The following is a 23,052-nucleotide window of genomic DNA, read 5'->3' on the forward strand; positions in this document are numbered from 1 at the left end:
TTTGAAAATGGGAAGATACTATTTTTTGTTTTCTCAAAATACAATATTTTGTATTTTGAGAAAACGTCTGCGGAAGAGAAAGGAGGTATTAAGAGTCCGCAGAGAAAATGAATATGAGAATATGAAGGAGGAAAAAAGATGATAAATTATGTGTTGGCAGCAGGGATCGGTGCAGTTTCTTCGATTTTGGCAAATCGAAACGTGGCGGTGTATAATGATGGTTTCAGACCGGTATACACAGAATATTTTAATGGAAATATGGACAGAAAGTCTCTGGCAGCGACTTCTTTTGCTGTAAGTTTTGGTCTGATCGTAGGTTTTGGGTTTACAAATTCCATAGCAATGGGAATCATTATTATCCACACTTTTTTATTGATGGGGGATATCATAGGGACTTGGTGTCCGGATACACCGGTTGGAACTGTTATATCCGCTGTTGTCGGAGCGGCATGGGGCATTATCGTCGTAGCTTTTATGTCTACGATCGCAGATTTGTTTTCTATGATGCCGGTAGATTTTCTGCCTTATCTTGGAAATGTAGCAGATATTGTTGTAGCGACCTTTGCTATTTTCCCTTCTTTGGCAGTAGCATTCCAACATGGGGTAAAAAAAGGCGGGATCACAGCACTTATTACGTTAGTGGTCTATATTTTAGTTAAGAATTTCGGCGTATTTCATTTTGGAGATTTTACATTATCTTTAAATGCGGACGGGATGGCAATGCTTGCAGGAACAATCACAATGATCATTTTTGCTGTACGTACAAAGCAGGAAGCGATCGGCGCTGATCTGACGAATATATTTTCTGTGAATGTGGAAAGGATCAAAAAGAGCTGGTATTGGTTTGCGCTGATGGGCGGACTATTATCGATGGCTGCATCCCAGTGTATTTTGACGACAGATGTTATTTCCGGTCCGCTGCAGATGCAGAATGAATTTGCGCAGGCCGCAATGGTTGCCTGTGTACGGGCTATTGGATATATTCCGCTGGTTTATACGACAGCGATCGTAACAGGTGTGTTTTCTCCGGCAGGTTCTTATTTTTCTGTTGCTGTCGGTATGTTGTGCGGCTCATTTGGACTTTCCACAACTATGACATGTGTTCTTGCGTTTGCATTTGGAGCAGCTGTGATCACATTGGAAACATTCTTCTTGGGAAGCATCGGAAGCTTATTAGATCGTTTTCCTGCCCTTAGAGAATTGGGAGACCATATCCGAAACGCTATGTCACAGATCCTCGAATTGGCGCTTCTTGTAGGAGGTTTTACAGCATCGGGTATGATCATGAATGAAGTGGGCATGTCCTATATAGGTTCTATGATCGTTATGATTGTCTGGATGATCAACAAATGTGCAAAAAAACCATTCCTGGTACCAATGGCGGTAGGACCTGTAGTTACGATAGGTATGGGAATACTGGCAAATATTATCAAGATTCTGGGACTGTCAATTGCATAGTAAATGGAGGAGATGATAGAAAATGAAAATCGTAGTAGGCGGAGCTTTATACAAAAAAGAAAATGCAGAGTTGATCGAAAAGTATGGAAATGGAAAAGTAGAAGTAGAGATCATGCCTGACCTGCAGGCGGCAATGGCATTAAAAGCAGGCAAAGCAGACTATTATCTAGGTTCCTGCCAGACGGGCGCGGGCGGTGCTCTGGGTATGGCTATCGCTATGAATGGCATGGAGAAATGCATTACAGTGGCTATGGTGGGAAAGGTATTGGATGAAGAGGAAATCCTTAAGGCTGTAAAAGAAGGAAAAAAAGCGTTCGGCTTTGTGCCGGAGGCGGCAGCTCGGGTTATCCCTGTTATTATGAAAGGAATCCTTGAGAATGAATGAAGCAAAAGAGAGAATAAGAATCTTGACAGAGGGAAAGGTAATCTCGCTTAAAACGGGCAAATATGTCTGTCAGGTTATCGACTATCTGGAGGCATCTGATTTAAAAACAGATCAGGATAAATTAAATACGATGCTGACGCATCTGGCAATGGCAACCCAGAGGCTCTTAGAAGGGAAAGAGGCGGAGATGCCGGATGAGGCAGTCTGGAAAGAAGTAGAAGAGGATTCTTGTTATCAGGAAGCAGAAAAGTTGGTGAAAACAATAGAAAACTTATCCTTTCTGACTTATCCGGAAAGCGAACGGCGCTATCTGCTGATACATATATGTAATATGCTGCATTAGATAAGAGGATACAAAGAAAATGAATATATTAAATGACGGATATACATTGATGCACGAGCATATGACCCTGGATCTGTCTCGCATAAAGCAGGAAGAAGACTGCCGGCTGGACTGTAAGGAAGAAACTATACGAGAATGCAGGCAGTTGTATGAGTTGGGAGTGCGTAATATTGTGGATGTAACCAATACAGGGATGGGGCAGAATGTACCTTATGTAGAAGAAGTAGAGAGGCGGACGGGCATCCGCATCCTGCAGTCTGCCGGATATTATAAAGAACCGTTTTTTCCAAAGGAGGTATATACACAGTCTGTGGAGGAACTGGCAGAGAATATGGCAGATCAGGTGCTGAATGGATTTAAGGAAAGCAGTAGTAAAGCGGCGCTTTTAGGCGAAATCGGTACATCTGCGGAGGCAATCAGAGACAGTGAGCGTAAGGTGCTCGATGCGGCAGTCCTGGCACATAAGAAAACGAAAGTACCCATTTATACGCATACGACGAAAGGTGTGTATGCAAAAGAACAGGCGGAATATTTAGTCTCTCAGGGAGTAGACCCTGGAAAACTCGTGATCGGACATGTAGATCTGATCGGTCGTATAGACTATATCCGTGCGGTTTTGCGGCAGGGCGTCTTTGTAGGATTTGACACTATTGGAAAAGAGAATTATCTCTTAGATGAGAAGCGGGCAGCATTGTTATATGAACTGGATCAGGAGGGGCTGCTTGCTCAGGTCGTATTATCTATGGATATTACAAGAAAATCAGGATTAAGATACAAAGGCGGCAGAGGGTACATGTATCTATTTACGCATTTCCTTCCTATGCTGAGAGATGCCGGCATACAAGAATCCCATATCCGCCAGATGCTTGTGGATAATCCACAGAGAATCTTTTCATAAAGAAGGGAGACAGAAAAGGATGGAAAAAGAAAAAACAGAGGCAGTGATCGGTGCAGCGAAGAAAACCTTTCTGGCGATACAAAATCCATACAAAACAGTGGAAAAAGTGTTCCCTTTGGCGATCAATGCTTATCAAACTGGGGTACCTGCTTACATAGGGGTAAAAGACCATAAGTCGATCCCGCTCCACCTTATAAAAACATTAGAAGATACAGGAAAATATGCGCTGCATACCTTGGACTGCAATAGTCTGGGAGGCAGAGCGGTGGATATGTGTGTGCGTAATCCGCTTACGGGTAACCCTATGACGGGTTCTTCCAGCGGTACAGCATTAAATGTTTTTTATCATATGAATGACCTGGGGATTGGTACCGACGGCGGCGGAAGTGTTCTTGCACCTGCTTTGAGCCTGCAGTTGTTCGGTTTTATCAGTTCTCAGATAGAAAAAGAAGAAATGGAAAAATTTCATCGGGTCTCTACAGATGGGCTTGCTTTTTCCCCATCTGTCGGATTGATCACCAGGGAATGGGAACTTTTGAAAGAGACGGTTCGGACTGTTTTGCATCTTCCGGAAGACAAAGAGAAAGCCTCCTGTATTTTGGCATCAGATAAGAGTACGATTTCCTGGAAAGAAGTGCAAAAGATTTCTTATCCGGATCTGGATTCGGATCGGGAAACTTTGATCCGGTTTTTGAAGGATACGTTATCTCAGTGTGATTTTATGGTCTCCTATGAAGGCCCCGTAGATGTGCGGGGAATGGGAGACAGTATATTCGGACATTTCGATCCTTGGACAGCAAAGAGACAGCGGGAAGCCGGAAAAGGTCTGCTGCGGGTTGCCAATATGGTGAATGCAGATGCCGTCTGTATACCGGGAAAAGAATTGGGATGTGGATGGGTGCTCTTATGTGAAGGGACACCTGTGAAAACAAAGATCATGTTGGAATATGCCGAAAAGCTGGTTGGTGGAAAGGATGAACTGCTGGGCAGATATTTTGGAAATTTGGATTTGTATTTTGACAGAGGATATGGAAAATTTTCATAAATGAAGAGGTGAAGATATGCGGACTTATCCGTTAAAAACTATAAGTTTAGAAGAAGCACTGCGGCTGCAGTTTAAGGTAGTAGATTGTATAACACGGGAATTTGAAGGACAAGAGATCCTTAGCAGAGGAGACTTGGGCGTGGTTCCGGGTTTGAATAAGCCTGTTACGACAAGAAAAGCAGAAAAGGCAGTAGCGGCTGTGTTTGACGCAGAAGCAGCCTGCTTTGTGCGGGGCGCAGGTACAGGAGCGATACGATATGCCCTGTGCGCGTTGGTTACACCGGGGGATACACTGCTTGTACACACAGCGGCTGTTTACAATACAACACAAAACAGCCTGGACATGATGGGGATACGAACTGTACGCGCAGATTTTAATGATCTGGACAACATTCGGACAGTTCTTACAAAACATCCGGAGATAAAGGCTGCATTGGTACAGTATACAAGGCAGAGCATGGAAGATTCTTATGAAATGGAAAGTGTGATCCAGACGATCAAATCTTGCCGTGAGATTCCTGTTATAACGGATGATAATTATGCCGTCATGAAGGTAGAGAAAATGGGCAGCCAGTGCGGCGCAGACGTATCTTGTTTTTCTGCGTTTAAGCTGCTTGGCCCGGAAGGGATCGGCTGTGTCGTCGGAAAAAGAGCGGTCATTGATAAAATTGTGAAAATGCATTATTCCGGCGGAAGCCAGACACAGGGACACGAAGCACTTGACGTGCTCAGAGGAATGGTCTATGCACCTGTGGCTTTGGCCATCCAGGCGCAAGTCAATGAAGAGTGTGTGCAAAGGCTAAATGGAGGAGAATTAAAAAGCGTAAAAAAAGCATTTCTGGCAAACGCGCAGTCAAAAGTACTGCTGGTAGAATTCCATGAAGAGATTGCAAAGGCAGTACTGCGAGAGGCACAGAAATTAGGCGCTGCTCCCAATCCCGTAGGGGCGGAGTCTAAATATGAGGTAGTGCCCATGTTTTATAGAGTATCCGGTACATTTTTAGCGGCAGATCCTACTTTGGAAAACAGAATGATCCGGATCAATCCGATGCGTGCCGGAGCGGACACAGTACTGCGTATTTTGCGGGAAGCGATAGAGAGGGTGTAAGCATGTTTCTAAATAGAATAAAACAAGAGAATATTCCTTTGCTGGAGACTGCTTTTTCTCTGCACCAGGAGGGGCGAGTCTTGCCGGATTCTTTTGTGATCGACACAGATACGTTGTTTGAAAATGCAGGAAAAATACTGGCAGAGGCGAAGAAGAAAAATATCCGCTTGTATTTTATGCTGAAACAGATCGGAAGAAATCCCTATATTGCAAAAAGATTGACAGATATGGGATTTGACGGAGCAGTCGCAGTGGATTTTAAAGAGGCCCAGGTTATGATGCGTCATCATATACCGATTGGAAATATAGGACATCTGGTACAGATTCCGGATGCTATGATCGAACAGGTGGTGAACTATGGTCCGGAGGTCATAACCGTCTATTCTGTGGAGAAGGCAAAGAGGATAGCGGATGCCGCCGTAAAGCAAAGGAAAGAACAGAAGATCCTGCTCCGGGTATATGATCAGGGCGATCTTATATATGACGGACAGACAGCAGGATTTGCTATGGCAGATTTAAATCATGTATTAGATATACTATGCCGTATGCCGGGAATACAAGTGGCAGGAGTGACGTCTTTTCCTTGTTATCTTTATGACGAAAAGGAAGAATGTATAAAAAAGACGCATAATCTATCTTCTGTGTTAAGAGCTGTGGAAGTATTAAATAGAAGAGGCATCGAGGCGGAGATCATCAATACCCCATCGGCCAGCTGCTGTGAGACTATCAGACACATGCATGTAGACGGGGGGAACTGCGCCGAGCCGGGACATGGACTGACCGGGACTATACCGGCTCACACGGCAAATACGATGGAAGAGAAAATCTGTGCAGTGTATGTCAGCGAGATTTCGCACAATTTTTTCGGAAAGGCGTATTGCTTTGGAGGCGGACATTATAGACGTTCCCACATGGAACGCGCACTTGTAGGCAGAAGTCTGGCGAATGCTAAGGAAGCGGATGTGCAGACACCGTCCATGGAAAGTATTGATTACCATCTAGGTTTAGATAGAGAATTTGCAGTGGGAGATACGGCTGTGATGGCGTTTCGTTTTCAAGCGTTTGTCACAAGAGCGGACGTTGTTTTGGTGAAAGGGATTTCCAAAAGCAGACCAGAGATTATCGGTATCTATGATAGTCTGGGAAATGAGAAGAAAGGAAGCGTAGGACAGGCATGAAACGATTTGTTGTGATCGTATTAGATGGCTTTGGCATCGGCGCTATGGCAGATGCCAAGACCGCAAGACCGGGAGATGAGAAGGCGAATACATTGGGAAGTATTTTGAAGGAATTTCCAGAGTTAAAACTTCCCACTCTGGAAAAACTGGGGCTTATGAACGCGTTTGGGAAAGAAAGTGCAAATATGCGGTTTTCCGGAACGGCCTGTTGGGGGAAAAGCGAATTATTACATGATGGAGCAGATACTTTTATGGGACATCAGGAAATCATGGGAACATTTCCTAAAAAGCCGGTCCCGCAGCCTTTCCAGCAGAAAATAGAACAGATCAGAACCATTCTTTTGCAAAACGGTCACAGCGTAGAAGTAAGAAGCACAGCGGGACTGCGCTATCTGCTTGTAGATGGCGCAGTCACTGTGGCGGATAATATCGATGCGGATCTTGGGATGGCATATAATTGCACGGCGCCTCTGGATAAGATTTCTTTTGAGAGAGAAGTGGAGATTGGACGTCTTGTACGGAAAATCGCAGCGGTGAACCGTGTGATCGTATTCGGGGGAAGAGGCAATACCATAGAAGATATATTAAAGGCCGAAGAAACAAGGCCGGGAGGATATATAGGGATACATGCAGTAAAGTCAAAATCCTATGAAAAAGATTATCATTGTATTCATTTAGGGTATGGCGTAGAGAAAAGCGTGCAGGCGCCGACGATACTGACGGAAGCAGGCATACCCGTCTCTTTGTTCGGAAAAGTGGCGGATATTGTGGCGAATGAAAAGGGGAAAAGCGTCTCCTGCGTGGACACCGCAGAAGTGCTGGATCTGACATTGGAAGAAATACAGCATATGCAAAAAGGTTTTATCTGTACCAATGTACAGGAGACTGATCTGGCCGGGCACAGCCAGGATGCAGGATGGTATAAAAGACTATTGGAAACGGCAGATGAAAAGATCGGTATCATGCTACCGCTGCTCACAAAACAAGATATTTTGATCGTGATGGCAGATCATGGAAATGATCCGGAAATCGGACACAATAAACATACACGAGAGAATGTTCCGCTTTTGGTATATCAGAAAGGAAAAAGCAAAATACAGCTGGGGCTGCGCAGGACGCTTTCGGATGTGGGAGCAACTGTATGTGAATTTTTCGGAACGCGCAAACCCGAGAATGGAACTTCTTTTAAATGCCTATTGACAAATTTGCGGGAATAGGATAAGATTTCAGCATATATGGAACAGGCAGAGAAGGGAACAAGTAGTAGATGTATTTCCGGCAGAACGGAATCAGGTGAAAACAGAAAGCAGCCGGCCGATGAGAGGCGCATGATACCTGCATATATGAATACATCCCAGAGCCGCGCATGGAAAACACATGTAAATAGTGAAGATAAGCGATGCTGGAAAAAGCGTTGTGGAAAATATTTGTATGTGTGAGTAGACTGCGACGCGGGCACGCGTTATTGTGCAGGAGTCTTCACAGGGAGACTTAGTAAGACTGACAGTGTGAATTGTCAGTGAAGCAAGGTGGTACCACGATATATTCGTCCTTATCTTTTTAGATAAGGGCGTTTTTATTACATAGAAAATTGTTTTCTATATAATAAAAGATACTCGGTATTGCAGCAATAAGATAAACATAAAAAATCACAATGGAGAATATGGGTCTGAGATATGGAAAAAGAAAAGAAAGGCAGATCGGACAGACAAAAGATCGTAGAAAACTATGAGCGGCAAAAAGCAATACTGTTAAAACAAGGATATCGGGAGAAGGCAGAGATCATTTCCGTAATACGGGCGAATGTAATGGTAGCTGTTACGTCTCTTCCTCTGGGCATAGCAGTACTTTTTGTGTGGAAAGTATTTGACAGAGGAAGTTGGTGGACGCAGGGGTGGGATACTGTTCTTATGTGGTTTTTATTTATCTTGTCTGTTATCATGCATGAAGTTTTACATGGAGTAGCTTGGTGCATAGGAGCAAAGGAAGGATGGAAGAGTATATATATAGGGATGATGTGGGAAACTCTTACTCCGTACTGCCATTGTAAAAAGCCGCTGTCGCCGGGCACATATTTATTTGGCTGTCTCTTTCCGGGAATGATTTTGGGTATAGGCATATATGTTGCCGCATTTATAACGGGAAGCGCGGTACTCTTGTGGCTGAGTATACTGAATATTTTAGGTGCAGGAGGCGACATATGGATTGCCTGGCGGGTAAGAAAGTATCATACAGGATATGTGTTGGATCATCCTATGGAATGTGGATTTTTGATATTTCAGAAGCAGGATTCGAACAATGCCTGAAAGTAAGATAAAACTAAGAAAAGGAGAGAAAAAATGGGAATTTATGAAGAATTGCAGGCGCGCGGACTGATCGCGCAGGTAACAGATGAAGAGGAGATCAGAGAACTGGTCAATCACGGAAAGGCGACTTTTTATATTGGTTTCGACCCTACTGCGGACAGCCTTCATGTAGGGCATTTTATGGCCTTATGCCTGATGAAAAGACTGCAGATGGCAGGAAATAAGCCGATCGCTTTGATCGGTGGAGGAACCGGATATATAGGGGATCCATCAGGGAGAACGGATATGCGTTCTATGATGACGCCGGAGCAGATACAGCATAACTGTGACTGTTTTAAAAAGCAGATGAGCCGTTTTATTGATTTTTCGGAAGGCAAGGCTTTGATGGTAAACAATGCGGACTGGCTTTTAGATCTGAATTACATTGAATTACTCAGAGAAGTGGGTGCGCATTTTTCAGTCAACAGGATGTTGACGGCAGAATGTTATAAACAAAGAATGGAAAAGGGATTGAGTTTCTTGGAATTCAATTACATGATTATGCAGGCATATGACTTCTATGCATTGTACCAGAAATATGGCTGTAATCTTCAGTTCGGCGGGGATGATCAGTGGAGCAATATGCTGGCAGGTACGGAATTGATCCGGCGCAAGCTGGGAAAAGATGCAAGCGCTATGACGATCACGCTGCTTTTGAATTCAGAAGGAAAGAAAATGGGGAAGACACAGTCTGGCGCAGTGTGGCTTGATCCAGAAAAAACGTCTCCGTTTGATTTTTATCAATATTGGAGAAATGTGGCAGACGCAGATGTGTTAAAATGTATCCGTATGTTAACATTCCTTCCATTGGAAGAAATCGACAAGATGGACAGCTGGGAAGGCGCACAGCTGAATACGGCGAAGGAAATTTTGGCGTATGAACTTACCAAGCTGGTGCACGGGGAAGAAGAAGCAAAGAAAGCACAGGAAAGCGCACGGGCGCTGTTCAGCCAGGGGAATGCGGCGCAGATGCCGACAACAGAATTGGAAGATGGAGATTTTACAGACGGAAGGATTGACATTCTTACCTTATTGGTAAAAAGCGGACTGGTGCCTTCTAAATCAGAGGCACGCCGTGCGGTACAGCAGGGCGGAACGTCTGTAGACGGAGAAAAAGTGACAGATATTGCGGCAGCCTACGGACAGGAAGCATTCGAAAAAGAAGGTATCGTTCTTAAAAAAGGAAAGAAAAATTTCCGGAAAATTGTGCTGAAATAGTGACTTGCATTTGCTATAGGAGAAGGAGGAAATGATATGGGTTTTAGAGAAGTAAATATTGAGACGTTGGAATTTAACCCTTTTACAAAAATTGGGGAAGAGTGGATGTTGATCACTGCCGGAGATGAAAAAAAGCATAATACGATGACTGCCAGCTGGGGCGGTGTGGGGATCATGTGGGGAAAAAGTGTAGCCACTGCTTATATCAGACCTCAGCGGTATACAAGGGAATTTGTAGAGGATCAGGAGATGTTTACGCTATCTTTTTATGATGAGACATATCGCAAAGCCTTAAATATATGTGGAAGCAGATCAGGACGGGACTGTGAGAAAGAAAAAGAGGCAGGACTGACTCCGTATTACGTGGATGGGACAACCGCTTTTGAGGAAGCAAACATGATCTTTGTTTGCCGTAAATTATACCGTCAGGAAATGGGACCACAGTGTTTTACCCAGGAAGACGGAATAGATGAAAAATGGTATCCGAAAAAAGATTATCATGTGATGTATATGGCAGAAATCCTTAAAGTACTGGTAAAAGAATGATAAATTTAACTGACGAAAGAATGGGCGCGCGCTAACTGCATATTACAACGCTCGTCAGGGCTTTGCCGAAATTTCTCGCTTTTGTAACATACAGTTATCGCGCTTACGTTCTTTTGCACTTAAGTTTATATTCAAAACGGAAAAAACTATAGAAGGTACACAAAGAAACACTGTGTCAGAACACAGGGCAGGACCCGCTTATCTGACACAGTGTTTCTTTGCTGTCTCTTCCGATCAGAAGTTTCACTCCACTATCAGAAGGAAATAAATACTTCTGTTTGGAAGTCCGCAGCAGCGTGAAGTCGATTTTTTTTAAACAGAAATGTGAACTTAAGCGTCCCCGTTGCCGTTTGACTTCCTATTTCTTTTGATTACTTCCGCAGTGTTAGCTCAATTCCGCTTACGCTTCATTTCGCTATCGGCAGTCGCCGAATGAAAAGAAACAGATCATACCCTGTTTACATGCAAGCATGACACATGGCATAATCTGTTTTTTTCGCACTGCTTGTTGCTTCGTTAAATTTCTATTCTATTTTTTTATGAACTTCTGGACGGTTTCTATATCTGTTTCCAGCATTTCCGCTATATCCTCAGCGGAATATCCCTTCCGAACTTTCTTTTCTATCTGCTCCTGCAATTTTTGCAGTCCGCCCTGTACCATCCCTTCTTTTAATCCGGAAGCACGGCCTTCGCGTATTCCTTCCTCGCGCGCTTCATTGCGTTCCATGATCTTTTCTTCCCAAGCCTGCATATACCTCACTCCGATCTTTTCACTGGATTTGATCGCCCGGATGCGCTTCTGGATGTTATGGATCCGCTCGCTGGCACAGGTCCTGCTCACTTCTTCTGTAGTGTGCTCCATATACTTGAGAAGTTCTATCAGTTCTTTTGAAACGCCCCCGGTATTCGTTCCATGGGTATTGAGGAAGATACGGACAGCGTCGTCTCCCAGAGAGAGTTCCGGTACTTCCTCACACTGCATACGGAAGGTATAGCGGTACAGTCCGTATCCGAACAGGTCAAAGGGACAGATCAGGATGATATACACGGGATTTAATTTCTGGAAGCCGACTTCTCCCGGAGCCAACAGATTAGAGTCGATCAGTGCCTGATAGAAGCGGCTCCGTTTTGGAATGTTTCCCGTGTTCTCTTTTTGGACTTCTGTATTATATACCGTGTCCTCTTCATCCATGGCCCATACATCCAGCCGTACATAGCGGTTTAAAGGATGGGAGCGCTGTTCCTTTTCCGTCTGGGGCAGCAGTTTTAATACAACCTCTTTCCCCAAGATGATCTCCAGCATATCCCGCATGGTATCCGGGTCGTCCGCCGCCTGTGCGAATAAAAACCGATCCAGCAGGTTCAAATCCTTCAATGGCTTTTGTTTTAGTTTCATCTGTACTTTTCTCCTTTCATTATAGGGAAAAGCCCGCCGGTTTACAACACTTTTCCCTAAATTGCCTGTGACGTAAAATTTCTCCGGCACAAATATGTGATTTTGTTTCTTTGGGTAAATGTTTGCGAATATCTCGGATAAAGATCCGGATATATCGACGATCCGGCAACCGGATAAAACAGAATGATCTGTACAGAGCAGATCAACAGACTGTGCTTTTGGAAAAACACAAGACTCTTTCTTATAGATGCGCATCTAAAAAGATAGTTTTACCTTAACACAACAGAAGATAAACTACAATAAAATTAAATTTAATTGACTTCATATTTCTTTGATTACTTCCGCAGTGTTAGCTCAATTCCGCTTACGCTTCGTTTCGCTATCGGCAGTCGCCGAATGAAAAGAAACAGATCACACCTTGTTTACATGCAAGCATGACACATGGCATGATCTGTTTTTTTCGCACTGCTTGTTTCTTCGTTAAATTTCTATTTCAGCCGGCATTTGATCTCATTATAGGAGGTTGTTTCTGTGTTTTCTATTTTGACTCTGCCCTCCTGTGTCAGGGGCGTAAGGAGAGGCTGTATATCAAATGTCTCCGGAACCAGGCTATATTTCCATTTTTCAATCTCTTCTGGGGTCTCATAGAAATGGTGTATGGTTCCTCCGCTGGAATCGGCAGGGACAGCATAGGAAGAGTGTATCTCAATGGAAGCGATCGGATAATCGGCAATCGTCTTGTCTGTATCCGTTCCAAAATCGGTCAGTAAGGAGCAGGTCTGTGTAAAAAACGGATATATGGGAAGTTCCTGTACATATCCCGTCTGCTGGGAGGTGATGCTTAATATCCCGGCAGGTACGGTCTGCGTAAGAGACTGCATTTTTAGCTGCTGTATATCAGCGGCGTAAGCGCGCAGTAAGTTTTGTTTATCTTCGGCAGACAGTTTAAGAGGCAGCTTGCTTACGCCGTCAGACCAAGTGAACAGATCTTTGCCGGTATCTGCCAGATAAGTCGGTGAGGAGGCGGGGTAGGCAGCCTTTTTATATTCGTCTGATTCATAGACAGAGGCAAAAGCAGCAAACATTTCTTTACTTAGAGGATAGACACGGTAATACTTTTGTCCATGCTCCATATGGTAGCATATGGTGACAGTGGTATAGGCAGAATCCTTTGAAAGGAATTGCCCGTCGATAGAGACTTGCCTGTTTGATTCTATAACAGAAGAAATCCAGGACATGCCAAGGGCTTTAGCATCTTCTGTAAAACAATACTGTTTCAATTGCTGCTCTGTAGGATAAGAATCCCCATACAGGATCTGGGAGTAGGTATCGCCATCCATATCCAGTCCTGCGACACTGATACTTAAAGCGGATACCTTTTGGCTCTCAGGGAAATAGGTATCATATACAGGAGCGCACGCAAGAAACAAAAATCCCGTTATAAGAACAGCAAAAGCAGTAAGAAAAGGCTGCGCTTTGCGGCGCAGAAGGACTCGGTGAGACTCCTGTACAAGCCATTCCAAAAGGAAATGGATAAGAGCGCAGGCGATAATGGAGCTGCTGAAAAAAACAATTCCCCAAAGAAGAAAGTTCGCCGGTGTCAGATGCATTATATCCAACAGAAATGCACCGCATAGAAGTCCGCCGAGGAAAGTCAGCAGAATCTGCACGATTCGTTCAGCTATGCCAAAAGTAAAAATCCTGCCGATCATTTCAGGCTTTCGTCTTTTTTGTCCCATAGTCATGATGAGAAATAAAACCGTGTTCCATACAAGTATTCCAAGGATGATGTCTGCCTTGGGCGTGTAGGAAAGGATCTGCTCTTTGTCAAATAATTGTGTGCCGCAGAGTATCTGGCAGAGTTGGATGGGAACTAGATGTGCAAGGAGCGATTCCAGAAGAGGCGATCTATAATACGTTTGGAAACAATTCGTGATCAAAGGCAGAAATACATAGTTAAGCAGCAATTGGAAATAAGATAAGAATCCTACGGACAAAAGCAGGGATGCGACCATATTTCCGCACAGGATGACGGAGCAAATAACGATATGGTAGAAAAGCAGGAAGATCATCAGGCAGACAAACATACTTTTTGCGGGGTAGGATAGAATATAAAAAGAAAATGCACTGTCCATGCTGCTTTGATAAATACTTAAAATAGAAAGGACAAGTGAAAGGGGCAATAGGAAGTGAAAAAGACCGTGTAAATAGCGGCTCCAGAAAATGTAACCTTTCCTGACAGGGAGGCTATAGTAGAAATCCAGTTTCTTAGGCTGCAGCAGATAGAAAAATTCGAGAAAACCTATGGCTGCGCCAAGACCTGCGCATATGTACAAAAGTTCCGTGCTTCCTATGCCGGTATACGTATAGACATTAAAATTCAAGCCGGCTGCTTTTATCATGCCGTAAATGCAGAATGCTCCCCAGGCAAGAAATGTCGTGAGATGCCCTCGTCCAGCCTCTTTGAACCAGTTAAAGAAGTGTTTTGCGGATGTCATAACCATTTTCCTCCATTTGGATCATAAAAAGTTCTTCTAATGTCAAGGCAACGTTTGCGGAAAAGACGGGATCTTTTTCCCGGATGAGGCGGTGTATCGCGGATGATTCACCTCGTACGAGTAAGGTCGTGAAATAGCCGTCTGTCTGACAGCGTATCACAGGAGGTTCTTTTTGCAGTTCCTCGACTGCCGACGCATCAGAAAAAACGCATTGTATTTTATGTATATCTGTCAGATTCTGCGTGAGATCGGCAGATGTGACGAGCCCTCCTTTGTGGAGTATGCTGATATTTTGACAAATATCCTGCAGATCATCCAGTTTATGAGAAGCGACGATCACCGTAAAATCCCGGCATTTCATTTCTTGCAGAAATAAGTTCTTCATCAGTTCTGTGACAAGCGGATCCAGACCATCGAACACCTCGTCGCAGAACAGATATTTTGTGCCGGCGTTAAGAGCGAGTAGGAGAAATGCCTGCCTTTTCATACCTTTAGAAAAGGTGCGTAAAGGAAGCTGTATATCCAGGTTCAGGGAGCCTGCCATATAAGAGACGGCGTCGGTATCCAGGCTGGGATACTGTTGTTTATAAAACTGTATCATCGTTTCCAGAGATGCATTTGGAAAGTAATAGGGATCGTCCGGAAGATAGAAAAAATTTTGTTTAAAGGCAGGGGAAGAACAGGACTGTTTTGCGTCTATTTTGACGGTTCCTTCATCCGCAGTCAGGATACCGGACAGAATTTTCAGAAGCGTACTCTTCCCGGCTCCGTTTGTGCCGAGAAGACCAAAGAAGCTTCCGTTTGGTATGGTAAAAGAAATGTGATTGACGGCGCAAAGAGCACCGAAATATTTTGTCAGATTTTCTATCTCGATCATCTTATACCTCCTGCATATTGCAGTGTAGTCAAAGAAGTGTACTTCCTACAGGTAAGGGATGGAAGGTGTCTTAGGGTAACTTCCTAAAGATACAAGCAGTCTAAGACCAATCTCACGGGCGGTAAGCACGGCGTTTTTGACGGCGCTCGCCTCTCCGGTGACGGCTGCGATCACTTCGTTGGAATGGCTCGTTCCTACATCCGGCGTCATATAGCGGATGATCTGGACCGGAGAAGATTTGACGGCGAGATCAGCCATGACAAGTCCGATAGCGGCAGGGGAACCACAGAAGAAACCAAAGGGTTTTCCAACAGGTGCGTCAAAGGCAAAAGAAAGCGCTTGATCTGCACTGGAGGAATAGGTAAATTCCAGATGTCCCGCCTCACTGATATATAGCTCCCCTGCATATTTTTCCGTAAATTTCAGCGCGATCTCTATCGCGCGTCGTACATCGGAAACATTTTCTCCACCGAGAATGATGAAGTTTCCATGACCGCCCCAGCCTTTGGTATCTCTTGGAAGCTGGATAGAGAGGACTTCCGTATTTGTTGATTTTACTGCCTCGTCTACTGCGTTGATCTGCCCTGCGGCGCCGGTGCGGGAACTTAAGATACCTAGACTTTTATAGGGCTTCTTAAGCTGCATCTGTGATAAGAGAGAAGCTTCCGCGCCTGGTATGACAAGTCCAATCGTATCAAGAACCGTAGTTCCTACAAATTCAGGAAGTGTACATTCCATAGGGATTTTTGTGAGTTCATTTACATTTATCATATCAAAAGTACTCCTTATATAGCTGATATAGGCTGCTTGTCTGCAAGTTTTGACAGAGAATATAGATAGTTTTCTGTATGTGGAATATCCTGCTGTATCACAGAAAACCACCGTCCAGTCCGATGATCTGTCCGGTCAGATAAGGGTGTCCGCTGCACACAGAGAAGGCAAGTGACGCGACCTCCTCAGGAGTGCCAAATCTGCCGGCGGGAATTTCCTCCTTGAGCGCAAGGCGTTCCTCTGTTGAAAATTGGGCATTCATGTGTGTGTCGATGACACCGCAGGAAATAGCGTTTACCTGGATATTTGAAGGCGCCAGTTCTTTGGCCAGTGCTTTTGTCAGGCCGTCCATCCCCGCTTTTGTCGCAGAATAGGCAGCCTCACAGGAAGCGCCGGACGTACCCCACATAGAAGAAATGTTTAAGATTTTTCCCTGCTTTTGTCTGATCATATAGGGAATAGCAGCACGGCAGCAGTAAAATACAGAAGATAAATTGGTGTGAAGTATTTCTTCCCACTGTGTATCCGACATATCTTGCAGCAATCCTATATGGGAAATGCCGGCGTTATTGATAAGAACATCCAGCCCAGGACAAAGTTTGAAAATTTTGTCAAAAATCTGCGACACATCATGAGGATTTCCCACATCTCCTGGGACAACTGTACAGGAGGAACCGATCGCTTCCAATTCCTGACGTACTGTCTCTAATTCATCCAGAGATTTTTTGCAGTTTAAAAATACGTGGTATCCTGCTTGGGAAAAGACAAAAGCGCAGGCTCGTCCAATCCCACGGGAAGCGCCTGTTATCAATATATTTTTGCGGTTCATACGTCACCTCAGCTTTTCTGTCTATAAGTTATATCGTATCACCAGTATAACGTATCGGATAAAATTTGTATACTGTTTTCGTTGTGATTCTAAAGGGCATATGGTATGATTTTATTAGATAGGAAGTGATTCTCAGGTGAGGAGGCGGCACTAAGAATGATTGATGAAGCCATAGAGTTTGCAACGCAGGCGCACGCAGGTCAGTTCAGAAAAGGAACAAAAAGACCGTATATCGTCCATCCGATAGAGGTGGCGGATATTGTTGCTACAATGACACAGGATGAGGAGATCATCTGTGCGGCAGTGCTGCATGATACGATTGAGGACTGCGAAGGGGTCACAGAAGAACTGCTAAAAGAGAAATTTGGAGAACGGGTGGCGTCTATGGTGGCTTCCGAGAGCGAAGATAAGACAAAGTCCTGGGAAGAAAGAAAGGGAGCGACGATCGTACGTCTGAAAAGCGCGTGCAGACCGGTGCAGATGATCGGTCTGGCGGACAAGCTGTCCAATATGAGAGATATAGACAGAGATTATCCGACAGAAGGAGAAAATCTTTGGAAACGATTCCGTATGCAGAGTAAATCTGCGATCGCTTGGTATTATCGGGGGGTTCAGGAAGCCTTAAGGCAGGACTTTACGGGAACAGAAGCCTACGAGGAATACTGCAGGCTGGTGGAGAAGAATTTTGGATCGGATGTAGAGCCGTTCCTCATTTGTCATCCATAGAAAACATCCATAAATGACAGCTAGGGAAAAAGTACAGACAGCAGAAAGGAGCGGCGCAGAATGGGAAAAACAAAGGTGATCTGTTTTGCAAATAATAAAGGCGGAAGCGGAAAATCGACAACGTGTTCCAACGTAGGGTACGGGATGACAGAACTGGGGAAAAAGGTGCTGTTGGTAGATGGAGATATGCAGATGAATTTGTCCTTGTCTCTTTTTGATGAAGAAAAGGTATTGGCATTTGCGCAGAGCAGCCGTAATCTCTACGAAGGAATCAAAAAGCAGGATGATCTGACAGAGTATATCGTGCAGTCTCCTTATAAAAATCTGGATCTGATCCCGTCTTCTACATTGATGAGTTCTATAGAATATGAATTGTTTACAAAATGGCAGAGAGAATATATATTAAAAAAAAGCATGAAAAACATTGTGGGATCCGGCGTATATGACTATATCTTGATCGACGCGCCGCCTACGCTTGGCGGCTGGGTGATGAATATACTTTGTGCGTCAGATGAAGTGATCCTTCCGGTAGAATCGACGCCGTGGGGGTTGTTCGGACTGGGAAATATGTTTGAATTCCTGGAAGAAGTACGTCAGATCGCTCCGGAACTAAAATTAGGTGGAATCGTGATCACAAAAGTGGATACGAGAAAAAATTATTTTAAACAGACTTTAGAGACATTAAAAGAATTGGATAAAGTAAGAGTGTTTGATACATATATACGAGTGGACAGTGCTGTCGAATGGTCACAGGATAATAATACGCCGGTCATTGCATACAGAAAGAGCAGCCGCAGTGCCGGAGAATATATGGAACTTGCCAAAGAGATCATAAGGCAGGTTTAGGAGATACGATGGATGCTGAATTGCTGAGAGAATTGTCGGTTATCACAGAAGAAGAAAAGAAGATCCTGGCTGGAAGAAAGGGGATCGACCCCGGTATTTATATGGAAAAAAATGATATGGTGATAGACTGTGAGAAGCTTCTGCAGAAAGGGAAGTTGATTTCGGTGCGTCCCCATACAAGATTTGTGCATTTTCCGAAACATAGACATAATTATATAGAAGTGATCTATATGTGCCAGGGAACGACGACACACATTCTGAATGGCAATCAGGTTGTACTGGAAGAGGGAGATCTGCTTTTTTTAAATCCTAATGCAGTGCAGGAGATCCTGCCTGCGGGGGAAGCAGATATAGCTGTGAATTTTATCATCCTGCCAGAATTTTTTGACACAGCCTTTTCCATGATGGACGGAGAAGAAAACTTGCTGAAAGACTTTCTGATCGGAGCTTTGTGCGGAAGGGATGAAGATACGGCATATTTGTATTTTCATGTGGCGGGTATCCTGCCGGTACAGAATCTGATCGAAAATATGGTCTGGACTTTTTTTTATGATTCATCCAATAAAAGAAGTTGTAATCAGATTACGATGGGTCTTCTTTTACTGCAGCTTTTAAACTATATGGATAAGATGGAGTTGGGAAACCGGCAGTTCGATACAGAACTGACAGGTAATGTGCTGAGTTATGTAGACGAGCATTATAAGAACGGCACCTTATCGGAACTGGCAGAAATGATGGGGTACGATGTATATTGGCTGAGCAGAGAGATCAAAAAACGGATGGGAAGAACTTATAAAGAACTTCTGCTTTCGAAGCGGCTGCAGCAGGCGGCATATCTTTTGTCAAAGAGCAGCCTGCCGGTAACAGATATCATTGAATTGGTAGGATATGATAACAGCAGCTATTTTTATCGGAAGTTTAAAGAGAGATATGGAGTAAGTCCGAAGGAATATCGAAAGGGACAATCACAAGTGTACAGTCAGATATAATAGATCATACTGCAAATGAGGACGGTGTTTTTCATAAATAGCGTCCTTTTTTTGTCCTTGTTTTTCTTTTATAATATGAGTAGAGTGAAAAATTGCAAAGGAGGCACAAAAATGGATACATACTATTTAGCCATTGATATTGGGGCATCCAGTGGACGGCACATGCTGGCGTCCGTTCAAGAGGGAAAGATGCGGCTCGAAGAGGTATACCGCTTCCCGAATGGAATGGATAATAAGGACGGTATGCTGTGCTGGGATGTAAACCGCCTGTTTACAGAGATCAAAAACGGTCTGAAGAAATGTAAAGAAGTTGGCAAGATTCCTGTGTCTATGTCCATCGATACATGGGGGGTGGATTATGTTTTGCTGGACAAGGATGACAACATTTTAGGAGATACAGTCGGATATCGTGACAGCCGCACAAATGGTATGGATGAAAAAGTGTACGAAAAGATTTCTTTGGAAGACCTGTATAAGAGAACCGGTATTCAGAAGCAGATGTTTAATACTGTTTATCAGCTGATGGCAGTGAAAGAGACGCATCCGGAATATATGGAGAATGCAGAAGCGCTGCTTATGATTCCAGATTACTTTCATTTCCTGCTGACAGGGGTGAAGAAAAATGAATATACGAATGCTACAACAGGACAGTTGATCGATCCTAAGACAAATGACTGGGATTATGAACTGATGGAGTTGCTGGGCTTTAATACAAAGATGTTCCAGCCGGTATCTATGCCGGGTACTGTCGTTGGGAATTTTACAGAAGAGATCCAAAAAGAGGTCGGGTTTGATTGTACAGTCGTGCTTCCGGCTACACACGATACAGGTTCGGCAGTGCTTGCGGTGCCGACAAATGATGACAACGCGATCTATATCAGTTCCGGGACATGGTCATTGATGGGAATTGAACGGAAAGAAGCAGATTGCTCTTTGGAGAGCATGAAGGCGAACTTCACAAACGAAGGTGGTTATGACCACCGTTTCCGCTTTCTGAAGAACATTATGGGTCTGTGGATGATCCAGTCTGTAAAAAAAGAATTTACGGAAAATCTATCCTTTGCAGAAATTTGCGCGAAAGCTTCAAAAGAAACAATCCCGTCTATCGTAGACTGTAACGATGATTGTTTCCTGGCACCGAAGAGTATGATCGAGGCTGTGCAGAAGTTCTGTAGGGATACAGAACAGCAGGTACCAGAGAGTGTGGCGGAGATTTCTGCGGTCATCTACAACAGTCTGGCAAAATGTTATGGCGATACAGTAAAAGAGATCGAAGCGATCACCGGGCATACATATGACACGATCTATGTAGTAGGGGGAGGCTCTAACGCAGGGTACTTAAACGAGTTGACAGCGAAGTATACGGGCAAGAAAGTATCCGCGGGTCCGGGAGAAGCGACTGCTATCGGCAATGTGATCGTACAGCTTCTGCATGACGGCGTATTTCAGACTCTTGCAGAGGCAAGAGCATGTGTAAGGGATTCATTTGACATAAAAGAGTATGCATTTTAAAAGAGTTAGGAGGAGAAAAAATGTTAGTTGAGACAAAAGCAAAAGTAGGTGTATTTTCCATTGCGTTAGGAGCATATTTGCCGCAGTTCCCGTCATTGGTGCCGGAATTTGAGGCGCAGTATGACGCGTTTAAAAAAACACTGCCGGATACAGTAGAGATCATCGACGGCGGGATGGTGACGACAAAAGAGCAGTCCCAGGAAGCAGGAAATTTATTCCGCGCAGCGGATGTAGATCTTGTATTTATGCAGCTTCTTACATATGCTACATCCTACAATATGCTTCCGGCAGTCAAAGATCTGGATGTTCCGGTGGTACTTGTAAATGTGCAGAAATTAAAAGCATTGGATTATGATCATACAGATATCGCGTCCTGGCTGGGAGAAGGCTATGCATGCGGTGCCGTCGGCGAGATGGTGGCTGACCTGGAGAGATATGGCAAGAGACATGCCGTGATCACGGGTGTGGTAGAAGGCGGAGACCCGGCAGTACAGACAGAAATTGAGAGCTGGTGTCGTGCCGCGCAGGTAAGAAGAAGATTCCGCGATACGAATATCGCGCAGATCGGAAGACCATATCCGGGTATGATGGATCTGTATATTGATGAATCCAACTTGTACAGACGTATGGATCTATATACAAAACAGTTTGACTGGGAGAAGATGTGGGCCATTGCGGATGATATTACAGACGAAGACGCAATCCGCGCAAAGGCTCAGGACATCTTGGATACTTTCGATATCGAAGGCGGCGGAAGTATTGAAGAAGTATGGGAGATGGCAAAGTATGTCGTAGCATTTGAAAAATGGGTAAAAGAAGAAAAAATTGGTCTGATCGCTTCCCATTATGATGGTTTTGCACAGGGAAAAGCAGGTGTTCTTGACAGTATGCTGATCCCGGCCTTTTCTATGCTGATCAAACAGGGAACGGCATGTGCGGTTGAAGGAGATATGAAAGTCGCAATGGCGATGAGCATTTTAAAGACGATCTCCGGGACAGGTCAGCTGGCAGAGATGTACTCCATTGATTTTAACGACGATATTGCCATCATCGGACACAGTGGATCCGGAGATGCGGATATTTCCGATAAAAAACCTACTATGAAGATTGTAAAGGTATTCCATGGAAAGACAGGTGGCGGTTATCTGACACAGTTCTATCCATATACAGGACCGGTTACTTATCTTGCGATCACCCAAGATGGAGACGGACACTTTAAGTTTATTGTGGCGGAAGGTATCAATGAAGAAGGAAAGATCTTGTCCTTTGGAGATACAAATATGCGGACACGCTTTACCTGCGGAGCGAGAGAGTTTGTAAATCGTTGGAGTGAATGTGGACCAACACATCATTTCGCGGCGGCTACAGGCAGACATATCGATACAATACTGAAGGTAGCAAAGATTTTCAATGTTCCGGTTGATATTGTGACAAGATAAAACAGCCAATAAGGCGAAAGCCTTTTGGAATATAAAAATTATTTTTCAATTTTTCCTCCAAAAAAGTTAGAAAAATAAGAACCTAACCCAAAGAATAAGGATCCGGAGAAGTTATAGGCTGATTTCTCCGGATCCTTGTTCCTTTTTATGCAGAGAAGATCCCTAGTTTCGGCGGATGAAAGGTAAACAAGAAAAAAGCGGAGAAGAAAAGAAGCGTTAAAAATAAGAGAATCGGCAACAGACGCTGCATTTTTAAACATGCTGCCAGGTGATATGTGAGGAAAAAGGAAAGCAAAACTGCCAGCACAAAGGTAAGAATATCCAGCCCTAAAAGATGATAGCCTAGAATGCCTGTATACGTATAAAAAAATACAGGGATAAAAAGCGTTCCGGCCAATACGCCTGCCAGACAGGAAGAAAAAAGCGCCGGGATTTCTTTTTGGCAGAGCAGACAAAGAATGCCGGAATAGAAAAGTACAGGGAAGAATACGAGTTTCATGTGCTCCCAGGCAGACTCGCTGACAGGGCAGAAGATTCCCACGATGGGATTAGAAAGGGTCCACGAATAGAAAAAATGACTAAGAGAACCCAGGATAAGACAAAATAAAATGCCGATCCACACATATTTTTTCAGTTTTTTCATAG

The 23,052-nt window shown here is 44.1% G+C and carries 22 protein-coding genes; 16 read left to right on the forward strand and 6 right to left on the reverse strand.

Translation table 11 applies throughout. The features are described from left to right. Positions 1–138 precede the first annotated feature (138 nt). The 11 genes from BN3282_RS03120 to BN3282_RS03175 all read left to right on the forward strand — a co-directional run bounded on the left by BN3282_RS03120 (position 139) and on the right by BN3282_RS03175 (position 10,524). Positions 139–1,458 (forward strand): YhfT family protein, encoded by a 1,320-nt coding sequence (locus BN3282_RS03120; RefSeq protein ID WP_082667444.1) that lies wholly within the window; start codon positions 139–141, stop codon positions 1,456–1,458. 22 nt (positions 1,459–1,480) lie between these two features. After that, entirely contained in the window at positions 1,481–1,843 is a 363-nt protein-coding gene (locus tag BN3282_RS03125; protein ID WP_059066659.1) for a DUF2620 domain-containing protein, read from the forward strand. Beyond that, entirely contained in the window at positions 1,836–2,186 is a 351-nt protein-coding gene (locus BN3282_RS03130) for a PRD domain-containing protein (protein ID WP_059066660.1), read from the forward strand. The genes BN3282_RS03125 and BN3282_RS03130 overlap by 8 nt, the downstream gene beginning before the upstream one ends. A gap of 19 nt (positions 2,187–2,205) precedes the next feature. Continuing rightward, on the forward strand, positions 2,206–3,084 hold the full coding sequence (locus tag BN3282_RS03135) for a phosphotriesterase family protein (protein ID WP_205408513.1): 879 nt from the start codon (positions 2,206–2,208) through the stop codon (positions 3,082–3,084). Between the two features lie 19 nt (positions 3,085–3,103). Next, the gene (locus tag BN3282_RS03140; protein ID WP_059066661.1) at positions 3,104–4,129 is read left to right on the forward strand and encodes an amidase family protein; all 1,026 of its coding nucleotides are present in this window, start codon (positions 3,104–3,106) and stop codon (positions 4,127–4,129) included. A 16-nt stretch (positions 4,130–4,145) separates the two neighbouring features. After that, a complete protein-coding gene (locus tag BN3282_RS03145; protein ID WP_059066662.1) occupies positions 4,146–5,237 on the forward strand; it encodes an aminotransferase class V-fold PLP-dependent enzyme in 1,092 nt (363 codons plus the stop codon). Positions 5,238–5,239: 2 nt separating this feature from the next. Beyond that, positions 5,240–6,415: an alanine racemase gene (locus tag BN3282_RS03150; RefSeq protein ID WP_059066663.1), complete on the forward strand. Its 1,176-nt coding sequence runs from the start codon at positions 5,240–5,242 to the stop codon at positions 6,413–6,415. Beyond that, positions 6,412–7,632: a phosphopentomutase gene (locus BN3282_RS03155; protein WP_059066664.1), complete on the forward strand. Its 1,221-nt coding sequence runs from the start codon at positions 6,412–6,414 to the stop codon at positions 7,630–7,632. Before BN3282_RS03150 ends, BN3282_RS03155 begins: the two co-directional genes overlap by 4 nt. Positions 7,633–8,091: 459 nt before the next feature. Next, entirely contained in the window at positions 8,092–8,721 is a 630-nt protein-coding gene (locus BN3282_RS03165; RefSeq protein ID WP_059066666.1) for a DUF3267 domain-containing protein, read from the forward strand. A gap of 33 nt (positions 8,722–8,754) precedes the next feature. After that, complete coding sequence (gene tyrS / locus BN3282_RS03170; RefSeq protein ID WP_059066667.1) at positions 8,755–9,978, forward strand: tyrosine--tRNA ligase; 1,224 nt, start codon at positions 8,755–8,757, stop codon at positions 9,976–9,978. A gap of 36 nt (positions 9,979–10,014) precedes the next feature. Continuing rightward, positions 10,015–10,524, forward strand: a complete 510-nt coding sequence (locus tag BN3282_RS03175) for a flavin reductase family protein (protein ID WP_059066668.1) — start codon at positions 10,015–10,017, stop codon at positions 10,522–10,524. Positions 10,525–11,053: 529 nt separating this feature from the next. Here BN3282_RS03175 and BN3282_RS03180 read toward each other — a convergent pair. The 5 genes from BN3282_RS03180 to ymfI all read right to left on the reverse strand — a co-directional run bounded on the left by BN3282_RS03180 (position 11,054) and on the right by ymfI (position 16,895). Next, positions 11,054–11,920 (reverse strand): Rpn family recombination-promoting nuclease/putative transposase, encoded by an 867-nt coding sequence (locus tag BN3282_RS03180; RefSeq protein ID WP_059066875.1) that lies wholly within the window; start codon positions 11,918–11,920, stop codon positions 11,054–11,056. A gap of 488 nt (positions 11,921–12,408) precedes the next feature. After that, positions 12,409–14,418 (reverse strand): DUF6449 domain-containing protein, encoded by a 2,010-nt coding sequence (locus BN3282_RS03185; RefSeq protein WP_059066669.1) that lies wholly within the window; start codon positions 14,416–14,418, stop codon positions 12,409–12,411. After that, positions 14,393–15,295, reverse strand: coding sequence for an ATP-binding cassette domain-containing protein (locus tag BN3282_RS03190; RefSeq protein ID WP_059066670.1), 903 nt, complete (start codon positions 15,293–15,295; stop codon positions 14,393–14,395). Before BN3282_RS03190 ends, BN3282_RS03185 begins: the two co-directional genes overlap by 26 nt. A gap of 45 nt (positions 15,296–15,340) precedes the next feature. Further along, the gene (gene pduB / locus BN3282_RS03195; protein WP_059066671.1) at positions 15,341–16,066 is read right to left on the reverse strand and encodes a microcompartment protein PduB; all 726 of its coding nucleotides are present in this window, start codon (positions 16,064–16,066) and stop codon (positions 15,341–15,343) included. 97 nt (positions 16,067–16,163) lie between these two features. Continuing rightward, positions 16,164–16,895 carry an elongation factor P 5-aminopentanone reductase gene (gene ymfI / locus BN3282_RS03200; protein ID WP_059066672.1) on the reverse strand — a complete coding sequence of 244 codons (732 nt, stop codon included), beginning with the start codon at positions 16,893–16,895 and terminating at the stop codon, positions 16,164–16,166. 156 nt (positions 16,896–17,051) lie between these two features. Here ymfI and BN3282_RS03205 point away from each other — a divergent pair, with 156 nt between their 5' ends. The 5 genes from BN3282_RS03205 (at position 17,052) to BN3282_RS03225 (ending at position 22,407) form a co-directional block, all read left to right on the forward strand. Continuing rightward, positions 17,052–17,621: an HD domain-containing protein gene (locus BN3282_RS03205; protein WP_059066673.1), complete on the forward strand. Its 570-nt coding sequence runs from the start codon at positions 17,052–17,054 to the stop codon at positions 17,619–17,621. A gap of 60 nt (positions 17,622–17,681) precedes the next feature. Then, a complete protein-coding gene (locus BN3282_RS03210; RefSeq protein ID WP_059066674.1) occupies positions 17,682–18,467 on the forward strand; it encodes a ParA family protein in 786 nt (261 codons plus the stop codon). Between the two features lie 8 nt (positions 18,468–18,475). Then, a complete protein-coding gene (locus tag BN3282_RS03215) occupies positions 18,476–19,456 on the forward strand; it encodes an AraC family transcriptional regulator (RefSeq protein ID WP_059066675.1) in 981 nt (326 codons plus the stop codon). A gap of 111 nt (positions 19,457–19,567) precedes the next feature. Further along, the gene (gene rhaB, locus BN3282_RS03220; protein ID WP_059066676.1) at positions 19,568–20,968 is read left to right on the forward strand and encodes a rhamnulokinase; all 1,401 of its coding nucleotides are present in this window, start codon (positions 19,568–19,570) and stop codon (positions 20,966–20,968) included. Positions 20,969–20,988: 20 nt separating this feature from the next. After that, a complete protein-coding gene (locus tag BN3282_RS03225; RefSeq protein WP_059066677.1) occupies positions 20,989–22,407 on the forward strand; it encodes an arabinose isomerase in 1,419 nt (472 codons plus the stop codon). A gap of 145 nt (positions 22,408–22,552) precedes the next feature. On the opposite strand, the gene BN3282_RS03230 is transcribed toward BN3282_RS03225, so the two are convergent. Then, positions 22,553–23,050 (reverse strand): DUF6512 family protein, encoded by a 498-nt coding sequence (locus BN3282_RS03230; RefSeq protein ID WP_059066678.1) that lies wholly within the window; start codon positions 23,048–23,050, stop codon positions 22,553–22,555. Between the last annotated feature and the right edge of the window lie 2 nt (positions 23,051–23,052).

This window comes from Mediterraneibacter massiliensis (assembly GCF_001487105.1).
Lineage (GTDB): Bacteria > Bacillota > Clostridia > Lachnospirales > Lachnospiraceae > Mediterraneibacter > Mediterraneibacter massiliensis.

Coding starts and splice junctions, on each gene's coding strand:
- BN3282_RS03120 (WP_082667444.1), top strand. CDS start 139: ATGATAAATTATGTGTTGGCAGCAGGGATCGGTGCAGTTTCTTCGATT.
- BN3282_RS03125 (WP_059066659.1), top strand. CDS start 1,481: ATGAAAATCGTAGTAGGCGGAGCTTTATACAAAAAAGAAAATGCAGAG.
- BN3282_RS03130 (WP_059066660.1), top strand. CDS start 1,836: ATGAATGAAGCAAAAGAGAGAATAAGAATCTTGACAGAGGGAAAGGTA.
- BN3282_RS03135 (WP_205408513.1), top strand. CDS start 2,206: ATGAATATATTAAATGACGGATATACATTGATGCACGAGCATATGACC.
- BN3282_RS03140 (WP_059066661.1), top strand. CDS start 3,104: ATGGAAAAAGAAAAAACAGAGGCAGTGATCGGTGCAGCGAAGAAAACC.
- BN3282_RS03145 (WP_059066662.1), top strand. CDS start 4,146: ATGCGGACTTATCCGTTAAAAACTATAAGTTTAGAAGAAGCACTGCGG.
- BN3282_RS03150 (WP_059066663.1), top strand. CDS start 5,240: ATGTTTCTAAATAGAATAAAACAAGAGAATATTCCTTTGCTGGAGACT.
- BN3282_RS03155 (WP_059066664.1), top strand. CDS start 6,412: ATGAAACGATTTGTTGTGATCGTATTAGATGGCTTTGGCATCGGCGCT.
- BN3282_RS03165 (WP_059066666.1), top strand. CDS start 8,092: ATGGAAAAAGAAAAGAAAGGCAGATCGGACAGACAAAAGATCGTAGAA.
- tyrS (WP_059066667.1), top strand. CDS start 8,755: ATGGGAATTTATGAAGAATTGCAGGCGCGCGGACTGATCGCGCAGGTA.
- BN3282_RS03175 (WP_059066668.1), top strand. CDS start 10,015: ATGGGTTTTAGAGAAGTAAATATTGAGACGTTGGAATTTAACCCTTTT.
- BN3282_RS03180 (WP_059066875.1), bottom strand. CDS start 11,920: ATGAAACTAAAACAAAAGCCATTGAAGGATTTGAACCTGCTGGATCGG.
- BN3282_RS03185 (WP_059066669.1), bottom strand. CDS start 14,418: ATGACATCCGCAAAACACTTCTTTAACTGGTTCAAAGAGGCTGGACGA.
- BN3282_RS03190 (WP_059066670.1), bottom strand. CDS start 15,295: ATGATCGAGATAGAAAATCTGACAAAATATTTCGGTGCTCTTTGCGCC.
- pduB (WP_059066671.1), bottom strand. CDS start 16,066: ATGATAAATGTAAATGAACTCACAAAAATCCCTATGGAATGTACACTT.
- ymfI (WP_059066672.1), bottom strand. CDS start 16,895: ATGAACCGCAAAAATATATTGATAACAGGCGCTTCCCGTGGGATTGGA.
- BN3282_RS03205 (WP_059066673.1), top strand. CDS start 17,052: ATGATTGATGAAGCCATAGAGTTTGCAACGCAGGCGCACGCAGGTCAG.
- BN3282_RS03210 (WP_059066674.1), top strand. CDS start 17,682: ATGGGAAAAACAAAGGTGATCTGTTTTGCAAATAATAAAGGCGGAAGC.
- BN3282_RS03215 (WP_059066675.1), top strand. CDS start 18,476: ATGGATGCTGAATTGCTGAGAGAATTGTCGGTTATCACAGAAGAAGAA.
- rhaB (WP_059066676.1), top strand. CDS start 19,568: ATGGATACATACTATTTAGCCATTGATATTGGGGCATCCAGTGGACGG.
- BN3282_RS03225 (WP_059066677.1), top strand. CDS start 20,989: ATGTTAGTTGAGACAAAAGCAAAAGTAGGTGTATTTTCCATTGCGTTA.
- BN3282_RS03230 (WP_059066678.1), bottom strand. CDS start 23,050: ATGAAAAAACTGAAAAAATATGTGTGGATCGGCATTTTATTTTGTCTT.